A 13,327-nucleotide genomic window follows, 5' to 3' on the forward strand; every position below is an offset into this window, starting at 1 on the left:
CCATTTGTTGATCGACAGGCGGGGGCCGCGTTCATCGCGGCCCTCGCTCTCGTGTTGACCGCGATTAGAGTGCTGCTCTAGAGTAGTACTCTAGGAGGCGTGATGGCGGCGAGCGTGCGAGACGAGTTGTTGGCGGCGGGGCTGATCGTGTTCGACCGCGTCGGCTTCGAGGCTGCGACGGTCGCCGCAATCCGCACCCGGGCGCGCGCCTCCAACGGGAGCTTCTTTCACGCATTCGGCTCGAAGCAGGAGCTCGCCGGCGCGCTGTTCCTGGAGGTCCTGCAGCACTATCACGCCGCCGTGGTGGCCGCGCTCGATCCCGTGCCCGATGCGGAACAGGGCATCGATCGCCTGATCCGGGCGCATCTCGACTGGGTCGTCACCAGCCGGCGCGAGGCGCGCTACCTCTTCGAGATTTCCCGGAGCGAATGGGGCGAGGACGTTCGCGACGCCCAACGCGCCCAGAACGCGCGCCTTGCCGAAGGTATCGAGCGCTGGCGCGCGCCATTGGTCGCAAGCGGCGAGCTCTTGCCAATGAAGCCGGTGATGTTCGTCAGCCAGCTGATCGGCCCGGCTCAGATTTTCTGCCGCGCCTTCCTGTCGGGACGCGACCGCGCCGATCCGCGCGTCGAGGCCGACACGCTGATCGCCTGCGCCATCCGTGCGCTGCGGCCATTCAATCGCATCAACAAGCAATAAGGAGAGGCCTCATGCGCGTCGCAGCGGATCCCGAGTTTGAACCGATCGCCGAACGCATCCACGCCAATGTCGGCCGGCAAGGCTTCATGAACCTGGTCGGCGCCGAGCTCTCGGACTTGTCGCGCGGCACCTGCACGATTGCGGTGGACCGCCGGCCGGAGCTGCTGCAGCAGCATGGCTTCTTCCATGGCGGCGTCACCGCCTTCCTGGTCGACAACGCCACGACGATCGCAGCCGCCACCTCGCGCGGCCAGCCGGCGCTGACGGCGGAATACAAGCTCAATCTGCTCTCGCCCGCGGTCGGTGAGAAGCTGATCTGCCGAGCACGCGTGATCAAGCCGGGCCGTCAGGTCTCGGTTGTCGCAGCCGACGTGTTCTGCGTCAGCGACGGTGTCGAGAAGCACACGGCAACGGCGCTGGCCTCGATCGCGATGCTGAGCGAGGACGTCGCTGCGAAAACGAAAAGCCCGGCCGCCTGAGGCGACCGGGCTTCGGTGTCGCTTTGTCATTGCCGGGCTTGCCCCGGCAATCCATCAAAGGATTCTTCGACGATGGACGCGCGGGTCAAGCCCGCGCATGACGCGTTGTACTGTAGGCTTACTTCTCTTCCGCGGCCGGCGCCGGCTCGACGTCGTCGGGCTCGGCTTCCGGATCGAAGAACTCGCCGGCGGCGGCGATCGCCTCGGCCGCCGCGTCGCGGTCCTCGTTGCGGGTCGAGATGTCTTCGCCGCGGTTGATGCGCTCGGCCTCGTCCTGGCTGCGGGCAACCGTGACGGTGATCTCGACCTCGACCTCGGGGTGGACGGCAACGGTGATCGAGCGCTTTCCGATGGTCTTGATCGGCGCGTCGAGCTGGACCTGCGGGCGAGCCAGCGAGATGCCGTCAGCTTCGAACGCAACGACGATGTCACGCACGTTAACCGAGCCGAACAGCTGGCCGGCTTCGGAGGCCTGGCGGATCACGATGATGTTCTTGCCCTGGATCTTCTCGGCGACCTTGGAGGCTTCTCCCTTCGAGGCGAGGTTGCGGGCCTCGAGATCGGCCTTCATGCCGTCGTACTTGGCCTTGTTGTCGGCGGTGGCACGCAGCGCCTTGCCGCGCTTGAGCAGGAAATTGCGGGCATAGCCGTCGCGAACCTTCACGACTTCGCCCATCTGGCCGAGCTTATTCACGCGTTCCAGCAAAATGACTTCCATATTCGTTCTCCTTTTGAAGTGGTTCGTAGGTTTCTGGGTTGAACTCAAGGGGTCGGCAGCGGCGGCGGTTGCCGGCTGCGCAAGAAGCGTCCGCGGAAGCCGAACACGGCATCCGCGAGGCCAAGGATCACCATCGCGATCACGGGCCATCCGAACACGACCACGACGGCGTAGGTCGAGCCGAGCCAGAGCGCGCGGTTCTTCAGCGCCAGCGTGAGCGTATGCAGCACGGCAAAGCCGGTCAGCGCATAACCCATCATCAGCGCCGCCGCGATGATCTGGGCGACGATCGCAAGCAGCCCGCCGGTAAAGCAGAAGGCGAGCGCGATGCAGAGCGCCACCAGCGTCATCGGCGGCAGCTCCGCCGTCATCATGTCCGGCCACGGGCGTCGCAGCCGGCCCGACGTCGCGGTGACCTTGGCGCTGAGCCAGAGGTTGAGGGTCAGCGTCATCATCGCGATGATGGTGGCCCCGGCCGGTGCGATGCGCACCAGCGCGTCGACGAACTGCCCGGCTTCGCCGGAGCTTTGCGGGTCGGTGGCGCGGATGAGACGCATCAGGCCGCGCCGCAGCGTGCCGAGGATGGTGTCGGCGTCGGTCCCGAGCGTGAGCAGGGCAGCCATCGTGGTCAGCGCGGCGAAGCCCGCAAGCCACAGCAGGATGCGGCCGACCGGGTACCATTCGAGCTCAGGCTCGGCGGGCGCATCGGTGGCGCCCTCCGGCGCGACAGGCCCGACGGCAATCTTTCCCACGGGACGGCTGAGCAGGACGAGATGGCCGAGCCACCACGCCGGCAGCGCGACGGTGACGGCGAAGGCGATGCAATAGGGTAGGCCGAACAGGGCGCCGAGGCCGATCGCGGCGGCGATGCCGCCGAGGCTCGCGCAGAGCGGTCCCCAACCGATCGCGGCGACCATCAGCGGCAGGGGGGCGAGATAGAACAGGACGAGCGAGATCAGCGCGCCCGAAATGATCGAGGCGAACATCAGGGCCGACGCAGCGCCGGCGATCAGGGCTATCAGCACAAATGGCATCATCAGCTGTCCCGCTCCCTTCGAGCGGTTAGAGGCATCTCGCCCCAACCATCGGCGACCGGACGACCCGGAAGCCTTATGAGTTCTAGAAGTTGCGACCGGCGGCGCGAGGGCCGCCGGTCGAATTGGTCGTGTTAGCGAATGACGTAGGGCAGCAGGCCCAGGAACCGCGCGCGCTTGATGGCGCGGGCGAGCTCACGCTGCTTCTTCGCGGATACCGCGGTGATGCGGCTCGGCACGATCTTGCCGCGCTCGGAGACGTAACGCATCAGGAGCTTGGAGTCCTTGTAGTCGATCTTGGGAGCATTGGCGCCCGTGAACGGGCAGCTCTTGCGACGACGGAAAAACGGACGGCGTGCACCAGCTTCAGCCATTGATCTTACTCCCCATCCGTCGTGGTGGTGGATTCAGCGTCTTCGCGCGGACGGCGCGGGCCGCGATCACCGCGGAAGCCGCCACCGTCACGATCGCCACCACGGAAACCGCCTTCACGGTCGCCACGGAAACCGCCGCCGCCTTCACGATCGCGGAAGCCGCCGCCACGATCGTCACGCTCGCGATCACGATCGGCCTTGCGCATCATCGCGGACGGGCCTTCCTCGAGCTCCTCGACGCGGACGCTGAGATAGCGGATCACGTCTTCGCTGATGCGCTCCTGGCGCTCGATCTCGGCGATCGCCGCGGACGGCGCGTCGATGTTGAGCAGCACGAAGTGCGCCTTGCGGTTCTTGTTCATGCGGTAGGTGAGGGAGCGAACGCCCCAATTCTCGGTCTTGGTGACCTTGCCGCCGAGACCTTCGACGATGCCGGTCATCTGCGCAGTCAGCTCTTCGACCTGCTGCGTGCTCGCGTCCTGACGCGCGAGAAAAACATGCTCATAAAGAGCCATGGTGGTCCTTTCCTCATGTTGGCGCATCGCCCGGCGTCAAGCCCTTAAGAGGCCTTCGGAAAGGACTCTGGGATTAAGCTCAGAAGGCGGAAACACGGGACGACGGGCCGACTGGCCCTGCCACACCAAAATCACGAATGATTTGCTGAGACCGTCCGTTCAGCTCCCGGCCGGGGTCTGCGGATGCGCGCCTTATACGGATTTTGACCGGCTTTGCAAGGTTGCGGGCTGAATTCGGCGCGGATCGCCCAGGTAGCCCGTGCCGCCGCGCGTCCCCCAATACCATACCATCTTGACTTATTTGTTTGTATAACATACAAATAAGTCGGCAGAGAGACCTCAATGGTGGAAAAGTCGGTCCAGGAGGCGGTTGAGGCGGCGGGCGATCCCAAGCACGCCGCCCGCGCGACGCGCTCGGCCGGCCGCAAGATGCGTTCGCTGCTGCTGGATGCGGCGAGCCCGCTGTTCCGGGAGCGGGGGCTGTCGGGCACGGCGATCACCGACATCGCCGCCGCCGCGAACGCATTCCCGAGCCAGATCACCTATTACTTTCGCACCAAGGAGGCGCTGTTCGTCGAGTGCGCCTGCCGCGAGCTGCTCTATCTGGCGCGCGCGACCGAGCAGGCGGCGCTGACGGCGCGCACGCCACGTGACTACACGCACGCGCTGGCGCAGACCGTGACGGCGAGCGATTCCGTCGCTTTCTTCGCAGAAGCGCTGACCTTGACGCGCCGCCGCCAGGATCTTGCGCCGCTCGTCGAGCGCACGATCGAGCGTCTGCACGGCGAGGGCGCGCGCGCTTACGCCGACCAGGTGGCGCGGCACGGCTGGCGCTCGCTGCGCGCGCCTGACGAAAGCTCGCGGCGGTTCTGGGCCGTCGCCATCGGAATCATCCTCGAAGGCTACGCCATGGGCCGCTCGCCCGAGGCGCTGTGCGCCGAGATGCTGCGCGTGCTCGGCGAGCAGGCGAAATCGACCGGCGATGCCGCGCGCCTGCGGCTGGTTGACGACGCGTCACATTCGAATGAAGAGGAGTAGGCCATGACCGCGCTTCGTATGCGAGCCCGCGATTTCCTGACCGACGATCAGCTCGCCGACGTGCGCCAGCGCGTGACCTGGAAGGGCGTCGCGCTGATCGCGCACGCCTGGGGGCTGATCATCGGTGCCGTTGCGCTGGTCGCGTGGTGGCCCAATCCGGTCACCTATGTTCTCGCCGTCGCCATCATCGGTTCGCGCCAGCTCGGACTTGCCATCCTGATGCATGACGGCGCGCATGGCTGCCTGTCCGCCGACGAGAAAATCAATCTGACCCTGAGCCAGTGGCTGTGTGCCTATCCGCTGTTTGCGGAAACGCGCAGCTACCGGCGTTATCACCTGCAGCATCATGCGCGCACGCAGCAGCAGGACGATCCCGATCTCGTGCTGTCGGCGCCGTTTCCGATTACGAAGCTGAGCTACCGCCGCAAATTCATCCGCGACATCACCGGACAGACCGGCTACCAGCAGCGCAAGGCGCAACTGCTCAACGCGCTCGGCGCGAAGGACTGGCCTTGGCGTCAGCGCCTTTCGCATTTCTGGGACAAGCTCGGTCCGCAATGCGTGGTGAATGCAATCATGTTTGCGGCGTGCGTGGCGGCCGGCGTGTGGTGGGCCTATCCGCTGCTCTGGCTGGTGCCGCTCTTGACCTGGATGATGGTCATCACCCGCATCCGCAACATCGCCGAACACGCCGTCGTCCCCGACAGCAGCGATCCCTTGCGCAACACCCGCACCACGCATGCCAATTTTCTCGAGCGCCTGTTCATCGCGCCGTACTACGTGAACTACCATCTCGAGCATCATCTGCTGTTCTATGTGCCCTGCTACAATCTGCCGAAGGTCCATCGGCTGCTCAGCGCAAGCCGGCATTCCGGCCGCATGGAGGTGCAGCCGGGCTATGCCGCGGTGCTGCGACTGGCGACGGCGAAGCCCGACCGGGACGACCGGCCGGGTCAGTTGGTGAACAGCGCCCGCCGCGCGCAGGCGGGGACGAAGGTCGACGCCAACCAGACTGCCGGTGGATTTTGAGGGGGCGTATCCCCAGTTGAATGCCTGCCGGTGTTCCCATCTCGGCTTGACAGTCCGGCCCCTGACAGTGTCTACGGCCCCCTTTGGAGCATGATCCGGAACCATGGGCCAAGGACCAGGTGCCAAGGAACCAGGTCCCAAGGCCGCGCGTAATCGGCTGCCGGTTCTCAAGGGGGATCGTGCCCGACAAGCAGGGAGCGCCGATGACGGCAGCATTCACATTTCCAGGGCAGGGGTCCCAGGCGGTTGGCATGGGCAAGGCTCTGGCCGACGCCTTTCCGGTGGCGCGCGCCGTGTTCGACGAGGTCGATGCCGCGCTCAATGAGAAGCTGACGGCCATCATCTGGGATGGTCCGGCCGAAACCCTCCAGCTCACCGAGAACGCCCAGCCGGCGCTGATGGCGGTGTCGATCGCCACCCTGCGCGTGCTGGAGGCTGAGGCCGGTTTTTCCGTGGGGCGGGACGCGGCCTTCGTCGCGGGCCACTCGCTCGGTGAATATTCGGCGCTGGCTGCGGCCGGCAGCCTGACGGTTTCGGATACCGCGCGTCTGCTTCGCACCCGCGGTCTCGCAATGCAAAAGGCCGTTCCGGTCGGGGCCGGCGCGATGGCCGCGCTGCTCGGCCTCGACTACGAGGCCGCCATGGCGGTCGCGAGCGAGGCGGCGCAAGGTCAGGTCTGCCAGGCCGCCAACGACAATGGCGGCGGACAGGTGGTCGTCTCCGGCGACAAGGCCGCGGTCGATCGCGCCGTCGAGATCGCCAAGACCAAAGGCGCCAAGCGCGCGATGCTGCTCCCGGTGTCCGCCCCGTTCCATTGCAAGCTGATGCAGCCGGCTGCCGACGCGATGGCGGAGGCGCTGTCGAAGGTCACGATCAAGGCGCCGGCCGCGCCGCTGGTATCGAACGTGCTGGCGAGTGCCATCACCGATCCCGACGAGATTCGCCGCCGCCTGGTCGAGCAGGTCACCGGCACGGTGCGCTGGCGCGAGTCGGTTGCCTATATGGCAGGGCAGGGCGTCACCCGGTTCTTCGAGATCGGCGCCGGCAAGGTGCTGACGGGTCTCGTCAAGCGCATTGCGGACGGTGCCGTCGGCGTTTCCGTCGGTGGTCCCAACGACATTGCCGCAGCCAAGGATGCATTGGCCGCTGCGAAGCAGGGTTGAGGAGTTATCTATGTTCGATCTGACTGGCAAAAAGGCGCTCGTCACCGGCGCGACCGGCGGCATCGGCGGCGCGATCGCGCAGGCGCTGCACGCTCAGGGCGCCACCGTCGCGATTTCAGGAACGCGCAAGGAGGTGCTGGATGAGCTTGCCGGCAAGCTTGGCGAGCGCACCTTCGTGTTGCCCTGCAATCTGTCCAAGGCCGAGGAGGTCGAGGCGCTGGTGCCCGCTGCGGAAGCGGCGATGGGCCAGGTGGACATCCTGATCGCCAATGCAGGCATCACCCGCGACAATCTCTTCGTGCAGCTCCGCGACGAGGATTGGGAGGAGGTCATCAACATCAATCTGACCTCCACGTTCCGCCTGGCGCGCGCGGCCACCAAATTGATGATGCGCAAGCGCTTCGGCCGCATCATCGCCATCACCTCGGTGGTCGGCGTGACCGGCAACCCGGGACAGGGCAATTACACGGCCTCGAAGGCGGGACTGATCGGCATGATCAAGACGCTCGGCGCCGAATACGCCAAGCGCGGCGTGACCGCGAACTGCATCGCGCCCGGCTTCATCAAGACGCCGATGACCGATGCGCTCAACGACAAGCAGCGCGAAACGATTCTCACCAAGGTTCCGGCCAACCGCCTGGGGACGCCCGAGGACATCGCGGCGGCCGCGGTCTATCTGAGCTCGAACGAGGCGGCTTACGTCACCGGGCAAACCATCCATGTCAACGGCGGCATGGCCATGATCTGACGTTTCATTCCGCACCGCCCGCCGAAGCGGGCGCCGGATGCGGCAAACGGCCGTTTCCGGAGCGAAATGAGGCTTATAGTCAAGGCAATTGAAGTATGATAACCGGACCTTCAACGGATGGGCAAAGAACGCCATTGCAGGATTTTGAAACCCTGTATATTGGCGATGCGGAGCCTTGGCCGTCGTTCGCCGGGCCCTGTATCGGTTAGGATGGGGCCAAATCAAAGTTCGTAAGCGAAGGCAAGTAACACGACCACGACGGCTCGTATCGTCCCGGGGGGTCGGGTCTACAGGGAACAACACGAGGTTAAGCAATGAGTGACATTGGCGAGCGGGTTAAGAAGATCGTGGTCGAACACCTTGGTGTTGAACCCGAGAAGGTTGTCGACGCTGCGAGCTTCATCGACGACCTCGGCGCCGACAGTCTGGACACCGTCGAGCTGGTGATGGCGTTCGAAGAGGAATTCGGTTGCGAGATTCCGGACGACGCTGCGGAAACGATTCTCACCGTCGGCGACGCCACGAAGTTTCTCGAGAAGAACGCGAAGAGCTAAGGCTCTTCATTTTCGCGGGGACAACATTGAAACCGGACGGGCCGCTGACCAGCGGTCAGCCGGTTTCTTGTTATTGGCCGTGAGTCTTTCGATGCGGAGTTTTCGGATATGAGGCGGGTTGTCGTCACTGGTCTCGGCATGGTGTCGCCGCTCGGCTGCGGCGTCGAACCGACCTGGAAACGCATCCTCAACGGCGAAAGCGGCGCACGCCCGATCGAGAGCTTCGATGTCTCCGATCTTCAGACGAAATACGCCTGCACCGTCGTGCGCGGCGACGGCAGCAACGGCACCTTCAATCCCGACAAGTGGATGGAGCCGAAGGACCAGCGCAAGGTCGACGACTTCATCATCTTCGGCATGGCCGCGGCCGGCCAGGCGCTCGACGACGCCGGCTGGCATCCCCAGTCCGAGGAGGACAAATGCGCAACCGGCACCATGATCGGTTCCGGCATCGGCGGCCTTAGCGGCATTGCCGAGACCGCGCTGCTCCTGAAGGAACGGGGACCCCGGAAGGTATCGCCGTTCTTCATTCCGGGCCGCCTGATCAATCTCGCCTCCGGATATGTGTCGATCAAGCACGGGCTGAAGGGCCCGAACCATTCGGTGGTCACGGCCTGCTCGACCGGCGCACACGCCGTCGGCGATGCCGCCCGCCTGATCGCGCTGGGTGATGCCGACGTGATGGTCGCCGGCGGCGCCGAATCGCCGATCAGCCGCATCGGCATTGCCGGCTTCAACGCCGCCCGCGCATTGTCGACCGGCTTCAACGACACACCCGCAAAGGCTTCGCGTCCCTACGACAAGGACCGCGACGGATTTGTCATGGGCGAGGGCGCCGGCGTTCTGGTGCTCGAGGAGCTCGAGCACGCGCAGCGCCGCGGCGCCAGGATCTATGCCGAGGTGATCGGCTACGGTCTGTCGGGTGACGCCTATCACATTACGTCCCCGTCGCCGGATGGCGATGGCGGCTTCCGCAGCATGTCGGCGGCGCTCAAGCGCGCCGGCCTCACGGCATCCGATCTCGACTATATCAACGCGCACGGTACCTCGACGCCGCTCGGCGACGAGATCGAGCTCGGGGCGGTCGAGCGTCTGCTCGGCAATGCCGCCTCCAAGGTGGCGATGTCGTCGACCAAATCGTCGACAGGGCATCTGCTCGGCGCCGCCGGTGCGATCGAAGCGATCTTCGCCATTCTCGCGATTCGCGATAATGTCGTGCCGCCGACGATCAACCTCGACAATCCGTCGGTGGAGACTGCGATCGATCTCGTGCCGCACATTGCGAAGAAGCGAGAGGTCAATGTCGCCTTGTCGAACTCTTTTGGTTTTGGCGGCACCAATGCGTCGGTGATCGTCCGGCGTTTGGCCAGTTAGTTTGCGTTTGAGACGAATCCACCGTTTTGCCGCATTCGGCGATAGTCATAGAAGTGGGCGCGTGCATTTGGCAGGGCAAGCGATTGTCAGGTCGCGATTGAACCGGCAGGATTCAGGTTGTTTCGATGAGTGAAAGGCCGCCCATTTCGCCCCGGAGTCCGCGGGCAGCGCTCGAGCCCGAGCAACTCCCGCCGCCGCCGAAACGATCGGATCGTGCGCGCAATCCGTTCGTCGTCGTCGGCAACGCCATCATCACCCTTCTGCTGATCTCCATGCTCGGCGCCGGCGGCGTGTATTATTACGGCCGCCAGGTGCTCGAGGCGCCGGGACCGCTGAAGGACGACAAGATCGTCAACATCCCGCAGCGCGCCGGCAAGCGTGATATCGCCGAGACGCTGAACCGGGAAGGCGTCACCGACGTCAATCCCTGGGTGTTCATCGCCAGCGTCGCCGCGCTGAAGGCGAGCTCGGACCTCAAGCCGGGTGAGTATTCGTTCCAGAAGAACGCATCCCTGCGCGACGTCATCGCCACCATCGTCGAGGGCAAGGTGGTGCAGCACGCCGTCACGATTCCGGAAGGGCTGACCTCCGAGCAGATCGTGGCGCGGCTGTCCGACAACGACATCTTCACCGGCAGCGTGCGCGAGCTGCCGCGCGAGGGCACGCTGCTGCCGGAGACCTACAAATTCCCGCGCGGCACCCCGCGCGAGCAGGTGGTCCAGCGCATGCAGCAGGCGCACAAGCGCGTGCTCGCCGAGATCTGGGAGCGTCGCAACCAGGACATTCCGGTCAAATCGCCGGAGCAGTTGGTGACGCTGGCCTCGATCGTCGAGAAGGAAACCGGCAAGCCCGACGAGCGCAGCCGCGTCGCCGCGGTGTTCGTCAATCGGCTGAAGCAGCGCATCAAGCTGCAGTCCGATCCGACCATCATCTACGGCCTCGTCGGCGGCAAGGGCACGTTGGGCCGGCCGATCAAGCGCAGCGAGATCACGCAGCCCTCGCCCTACAATACCTATGTGATCGAAGGCCTGCCGCCGGGCCCGATCTCCAATCCCGGCCGCGCCTCGCTGGAGGCCGCCGCCAATCCGGCCCGCACCCGCGACCTCTATTTCGTCGCCGACGGCACCGGCGGGCACGCCTTCACCGAGACTTACGACGCGCATCAGAAGAACGTCGCCAAGCTGCGCGCGATGGAGAAGCAGATCCAGAACGACACGGTGGAGCCGGCCGAGGATGCGCCGCCGCCCGCCGCCGTCGCGCCCGGGGCTGCCGATACGCCGACGGCGACGACGCCGGCGCGGCCCAACCAGCAGAAGAAGCAACCGTCGCGGCCTGCCAATCCCGCACCGGCGCGGCAGGGCGCGGTGCAACCCTGGCCACCGGTGGTCCAGCGCTAGGCGCGGTGCAGCCCTGCTTGCGGGACTTTGCGGATTCCACTTTCCTGCAAAATAGTCTTAAGATTCGCGTGGGCGATGCCCCCGCGAATCCCGTGTTTCTGGAGAATTTGACCTGATGGCGCTGTCGTCCATGACCGGCTTTGCTCGAAGCCACCGCGCGAGCGGGCCGTATACGTTCGAATGGGAATTGAAGTCGGTCAACGCCAAGGGCTTTGACCTCAGGGTGCGGCTGCCGCAGGGCTTCGACGAGCTCGAGGCCCATGCCAAGAAACGCGCCGGCGAGTTGCTCTCGCGCGGCACCGTCTACGCCAATCTCACCGTCAAGCGCGCCAACGCCGCCGCCACGGTTCGCGTCAACGAGGACGTGCTCAACGCCGTGCTGAAGGCCGCCGCCATGATCGCCGGCAAGGTCGACGCGGTGGCGCCGAGCATCGACGGTCTGCTCGCCATCAAGGGCGTCGTCGAGGTCGCCGAGCCCGAGGGCGACGAGGAGGAGGACAAGGCCGCGCGCATCGCTGTCGCGGAGGCCTTCGATAAGGCGCTCGACGAGCTCGTCGCCATGCGCAAGCGCGAGGGCACTTCGCTCGGGCAGATCCTGACCCAGCGGGTCGACGAGGTCGAGGAGCTGGCGAAGAAGGCGGAAGCCTCGCCCGGCCGCAAGCCGGAGGCGATCAAGGCGAGGCTCGCCGAGCAGATCGCGGCGCTGCTGGACACCTCCGACCGCTTCGATTCCGACCGCCTGATGCAGGAGGCGATCCTGATCGCCACCAAGGCCGACATCCGCGAGGAGCTCGATCGCATCGCCTCCCACATCGCCCAGGCGCGCGAGCTGATCGGCAAGGGCGGCCCGATCGGCCGCAAGCTCGACTTCCTGGCGCAGGAATTTCATCGCGAGGTCAACACCTGCTGCTCGAAGTCGAACGACATCGAGCTGACCAATACGGGCCTTGCCATGAAGAACGTGGTCGAGCAGTTCCGCGAGCAGGTTCAGAATCTGGAGTGATCGATGACATCAGGCGGTCACACTGACGGTGTCGAGCGGCGCGGACTGATGTTCGTGCTGTCCTCGCCCTCGGGCGCAGGCAAGACGACGCTGTCGCGTCTGTTGATCGAACGGATGTCGGGCCTGAAAATGTCGGTCTCCGCGACCACGCGGCCGATGCGGCCGGGCGAGGTGAACGGCAAGGACTACACGTTTGTCGACAAGGCAACGTTCGATGCCATGGTAAAGGCCGACGAACTGCTGGAATGGGCGACGGTGTTCGACAATAGCTACGGCACGCCGCGCGGTCCCGTGGAGGCTGCGCTGTCGGCCGGGCAGGACGTGCTGTTCGACATCGACTGGCAGGGCACGCAGCAATTGAAGCACAAGGCCCGCGAGGACGTCGTCAGCGTCTTCATCCTGCCGCCCTCGGCGGCCGATCTCGAGAAGCGCCTGCACTCGCGTGCGCAGGATTCCGACGAGGTCATCCGCAAGCGCATGAGCCGCGCCAGCCACGAGATGAGCCACTGGGCCGAGTACGACTACATTGTGATCAACCACGACGTCGACGAAGCCTTCGCCGAGGTGCAGTCGATCCTGAAGGCCGAGCGCCTCAAGCGCGAGCGGCGGATTGGCCTCGTTGGTTTCGTGCGAGGTTTGCAAGGGCAGCTTCAGGGCTAGGCTGCGGCAACTGCGGCCCTTGCTTCGCCAGCCGTTCCAGCATCGCGGTGATCACGTCGACGTCGACATGATCCTCGACCTGAACTTCTTCAACGCGATCGACGTCACCAAGCTCGCCGTTACCTGGAGCGGCAGGCTTTTCGTTATCGGCGTCCTTGACGGTGTCCTTGGCCGCGAGCCGCGGGGGCGCGGCCTCGATCTCGAACTCGGCGTTGAAGATGTCGGCCTTGTCGAGCTCTGCGGCCTCGCTGCGCGTGGAGGCGGATTGGGCCGCGATCCTGCTGATCTCCCTGGTGAACGCAGCGAGTTGCGCGCTCTGCGGCGGTCGGGCTTCGTCGAAGTCGATCGGGCGCGGCTGTGCGCCCGGCGTGACGGCCGGCGTCGCTCCGACCCAGGGCGCGCGGCTTCCGTCATGATCCTGCGGCGCCCAATCGTCCCAATGCCCGCGGCGGTCGGCGGCCTGGACGCGGACGCGTCCGCCGGCGAAGCGGTAGATGAGGCTGGCAAGGATACCGGCGAGCGCCAGCGCGCCGCCGATCACG

15 protein-coding genes and 1 pseudogene are annotated in these 13,327 nt (G+C 65.5%); 11 read left to right on the plus strand and 5 right to left on the minus strand.

The annotated features are described in order from the left end of the window. The first annotated feature begins 102 nt into the window (after positions 1-102). Positions 103-699 (plus strand): TetR/AcrR family transcriptional regulator, encoded by a 597-nt coding sequence (locus SE92_RS01315; protein WP_063203281.1) that lies wholly within the window; start codon positions 103-105, stop codon positions 697-699. 11 nt (positions 700-710) lie between these two features. Further along, on the plus strand, positions 711-1,178 hold the full coding sequence (locus SE92_RS01320; protein WP_063194123.1) for a PaaI family thioesterase: 468 nt from the start codon (positions 711-713) through the stop codon (positions 1,176-1,178). Positions 1,179-1,296: 118 nt separating this feature from the next. Here SE92_RS01320 and rplI read toward each other — a convergent pair whose 3' ends face one another. The 4 genes from rplI to rpsF all read right to left on the minus strand — a co-directional run bounded on the left by rplI (position 1,297) and on the right by rpsF (position 3,819). After that, on the minus strand, positions 1,297-1,896 hold the full coding sequence (gene rplI, locus SE92_RS01325; protein ID WP_063194124.1) for a 50S ribosomal protein L9: 600 nt from the start codon (positions 1,894-1,896) through the stop codon (positions 1,297-1,299). A gap of 44 nt (positions 1,897-1,940) precedes the next feature. Next, entirely contained in the window at positions 1,941-2,933 is a 993-nt protein-coding gene (locus tag SE92_RS01330; RefSeq protein WP_063194125.1) for a YybS family protein, read from the minus strand. A gap of 131 nt (positions 2,934-3,064) precedes the next feature. After that, on the minus strand, positions 3,065-3,304 hold the full coding sequence (rpsR, locus tag SE92_RS01335; RefSeq protein WP_007592020.1) for a 30S ribosomal protein S18: 240 nt from the start codon (positions 3,302-3,304) through the stop codon (positions 3,065-3,067). Positions 3,305-3,309: 5 nt separating this feature from the next. Next, positions 3,310-3,819 (minus strand): 30S ribosomal protein S6, encoded by a 510-nt coding sequence (rpsF, locus tag SE92_RS01340; protein WP_063194126.1) that lies wholly within the window; start codon positions 3,817-3,819, stop codon positions 3,310-3,312. A 342-nt stretch (positions 3,820-4,161) separates the two neighbouring features. Here rpsF and SE92_RS01345 point away from each other — a divergent pair, with 342 nt between their 5' ends. From SE92_RS01345 to gmk, 9 genes are all read left to right on the plus strand, one after another. Beyond that, positions 4,162-4,857 (plus strand): TetR/AcrR family transcriptional regulator C-terminal domain-containing protein, encoded by a 696-nt coding sequence (locus SE92_RS01345; RefSeq protein ID WP_063194127.1) that lies wholly within the window; start codon positions 4,162-4,164, stop codon positions 4,855-4,857. Between the two features lie 3 nt (positions 4,858-4,860). After that, the gene (locus SE92_RS01350; protein WP_063194128.1) at positions 4,861-5,886 is read left to right on the plus strand and encodes a fatty acid desaturase family protein; all 1,026 of its coding nucleotides are present in this window, start codon (positions 4,861-4,863) and stop codon (positions 5,884-5,886) included. 203 nt (positions 5,887-6,089) lie between these two features. After that, positions 6,090-7,049: an ACP S-malonyltransferase gene (fabD, locus tag SE92_RS01355; protein ID WP_063194129.1), complete on the plus strand. Its 960-nt coding sequence runs from the start codon at positions 6,090-6,092 to the stop codon at positions 7,047-7,049. 10 nt (positions 7,050-7,059) lie between these two features. Continuing rightward, positions 7,060-7,797, plus strand: coding sequence for a 3-oxoacyl-[acyl-carrier-protein] reductase (gene fabG, locus SE92_RS01360; RefSeq protein WP_063194130.1), 738 nt, complete (start codon positions 7,060-7,062; stop codon positions 7,795-7,797). Positions 7,798-8,111: 314 nt separating this feature from the next. Then, a complete protein-coding gene (locus SE92_RS01365; RefSeq protein WP_008130699.1) occupies positions 8,112-8,351 on the plus strand; it encodes an acyl carrier protein in 240 nt (79 codons plus the stop codon). A 108-nt stretch (positions 8,352-8,459) separates the two neighbouring features. After that, positions 8,460-9,725: a beta-ketoacyl-ACP synthase II gene (gene fabF, locus SE92_RS01370; protein ID WP_063194131.1), complete on the plus strand. Its 1,266-nt coding sequence runs from the start codon at positions 8,460-8,462 to the stop codon at positions 9,723-9,725. Positions 9,726-9,850: 125 nt separating this feature from the next. Next, the gene (gene mltG / locus SE92_RS01375) at positions 9,851-11,122 is read left to right on the plus strand and encodes an endolytic transglycosylase MltG (protein ID WP_063194132.1); all 1,272 of its coding nucleotides are present in this window, start codon (positions 9,851-9,853) and stop codon (positions 11,120-11,122) included. A gap of 115 nt (positions 11,123-11,237) precedes the next feature. Further along, complete coding sequence (locus SE92_RS01380) at positions 11,238-12,125, plus strand: YicC/YloC family endoribonuclease (protein WP_063194133.1); 888 nt, start codon at positions 11,238-11,240, stop codon at positions 12,123-12,125. Between the two features lie 3 nt (positions 12,126-12,128). Further along, entirely contained in the window at positions 12,129-12,785 is a 657-nt protein-coding gene (gene gmk, locus SE92_RS01385) for a guanylate kinase (protein WP_063194134.1), read from the plus strand. Here gmk and SE92_RS34735 read toward each other — a convergent pair. Then, positions 12,718-13,327 (minus strand): annotated as a pseudogene (locus SE92_RS34735) (hypothetical protein); the annotation flags it as partial. The gene gmk and the pseudogene SE92_RS34735 overlap by 68 nt on opposite strands.

Origin of the sequence: Bradyrhizobium sp. AT1, assembly GCF_001590795.1 — a bacterium.
Lineage (GTDB): Bacteria > Pseudomonadota > Alphaproteobacteria > Rhizobiales > Xanthobacteraceae > Bradyrhizobium.

Excerpts from the sequence above, each read along its gene's own strand:
- SE92_RS01315 (WP_063203281.1), top strand. The coding sequence starts at position 103 with ATGGCGGCGAGCGTGCGAGACGAGTTGTTGGCGGCGGGGCTGATCGTG.
- SE92_RS01320 (WP_063194123.1), top strand. The coding sequence starts at position 711 with ATGCGCGTCGCAGCGGATCCCGAGTTTGAACCGATCGCCGAACGCATC.
- rplI (WP_063194124.1), bottom strand. The coding sequence starts at position 1,896 with ATGGAAGTCATTTTGCTGGAACGCGTGAATAAGCTCGGCCAGATGGGC.
- SE92_RS01330 (WP_063194125.1), bottom strand. The coding sequence starts at position 2,933 with ATGATGCCATTTGTGCTGATAGCCCTGATCGCCGGCGCTGCGTCGGCC.
- rpsR (WP_007592020.1), bottom strand. The coding sequence starts at position 3,304 with ATGGCTGAAGCTGGTGCACGCCGTCCGTTTTTCCGTCGTCGCAAGAGC.
- rpsF (WP_063194126.1), bottom strand. The coding sequence starts at position 3,819 with ATGGCTCTTTATGAGCATGTTTTTCTCGCGCGTCAGGACGCGAGCACG.
- SE92_RS01345 (WP_063194127.1), top strand. The coding sequence starts at position 4,162 with ATGGTGGAAAAGTCGGTCCAGGAGGCGGTTGAGGCGGCGGGCGATCCC.
- SE92_RS01350 (WP_063194128.1), top strand. The coding sequence starts at position 4,861 with ATGACCGCGCTTCGTATGCGAGCCCGCGATTTCCTGACCGACGATCAG.
- fabD (WP_063194129.1), top strand. The coding sequence starts at position 6,090 with ATGACGGCAGCATTCACATTTCCAGGGCAGGGGTCCCAGGCGGTTGGC.
- fabG (WP_063194130.1), top strand. The coding sequence starts at position 7,060 with ATGTTCGATCTGACTGGCAAAAAGGCGCTCGTCACCGGCGCGACCGGC.
- SE92_RS01365 (WP_008130699.1), top strand. The coding sequence starts at position 8,112 with ATGAGTGACATTGGCGAGCGGGTTAAGAAGATCGTGGTCGAACACCTT.
- fabF (WP_063194131.1), top strand. The coding sequence starts at position 8,460 with ATGAGGCGGGTTGTCGTCACTGGTCTCGGCATGGTGTCGCCGCTCGGC.
- mltG (WP_063194132.1), top strand. The coding sequence starts at position 9,851 with ATGAGTGAAAGGCCGCCCATTTCGCCCCGGAGTCCGCGGGCAGCGCTC.
- SE92_RS01380 (WP_063194133.1), top strand. The coding sequence starts at position 11,238 with ATGGCGCTGTCGTCCATGACCGGCTTTGCTCGAAGCCACCGCGCGAGC.
- gmk (WP_063194134.1), top strand. The coding sequence starts at position 12,129 with ATGACATCAGGCGGTCACACTGACGGTGTCGAGCGGCGCGGACTGATG.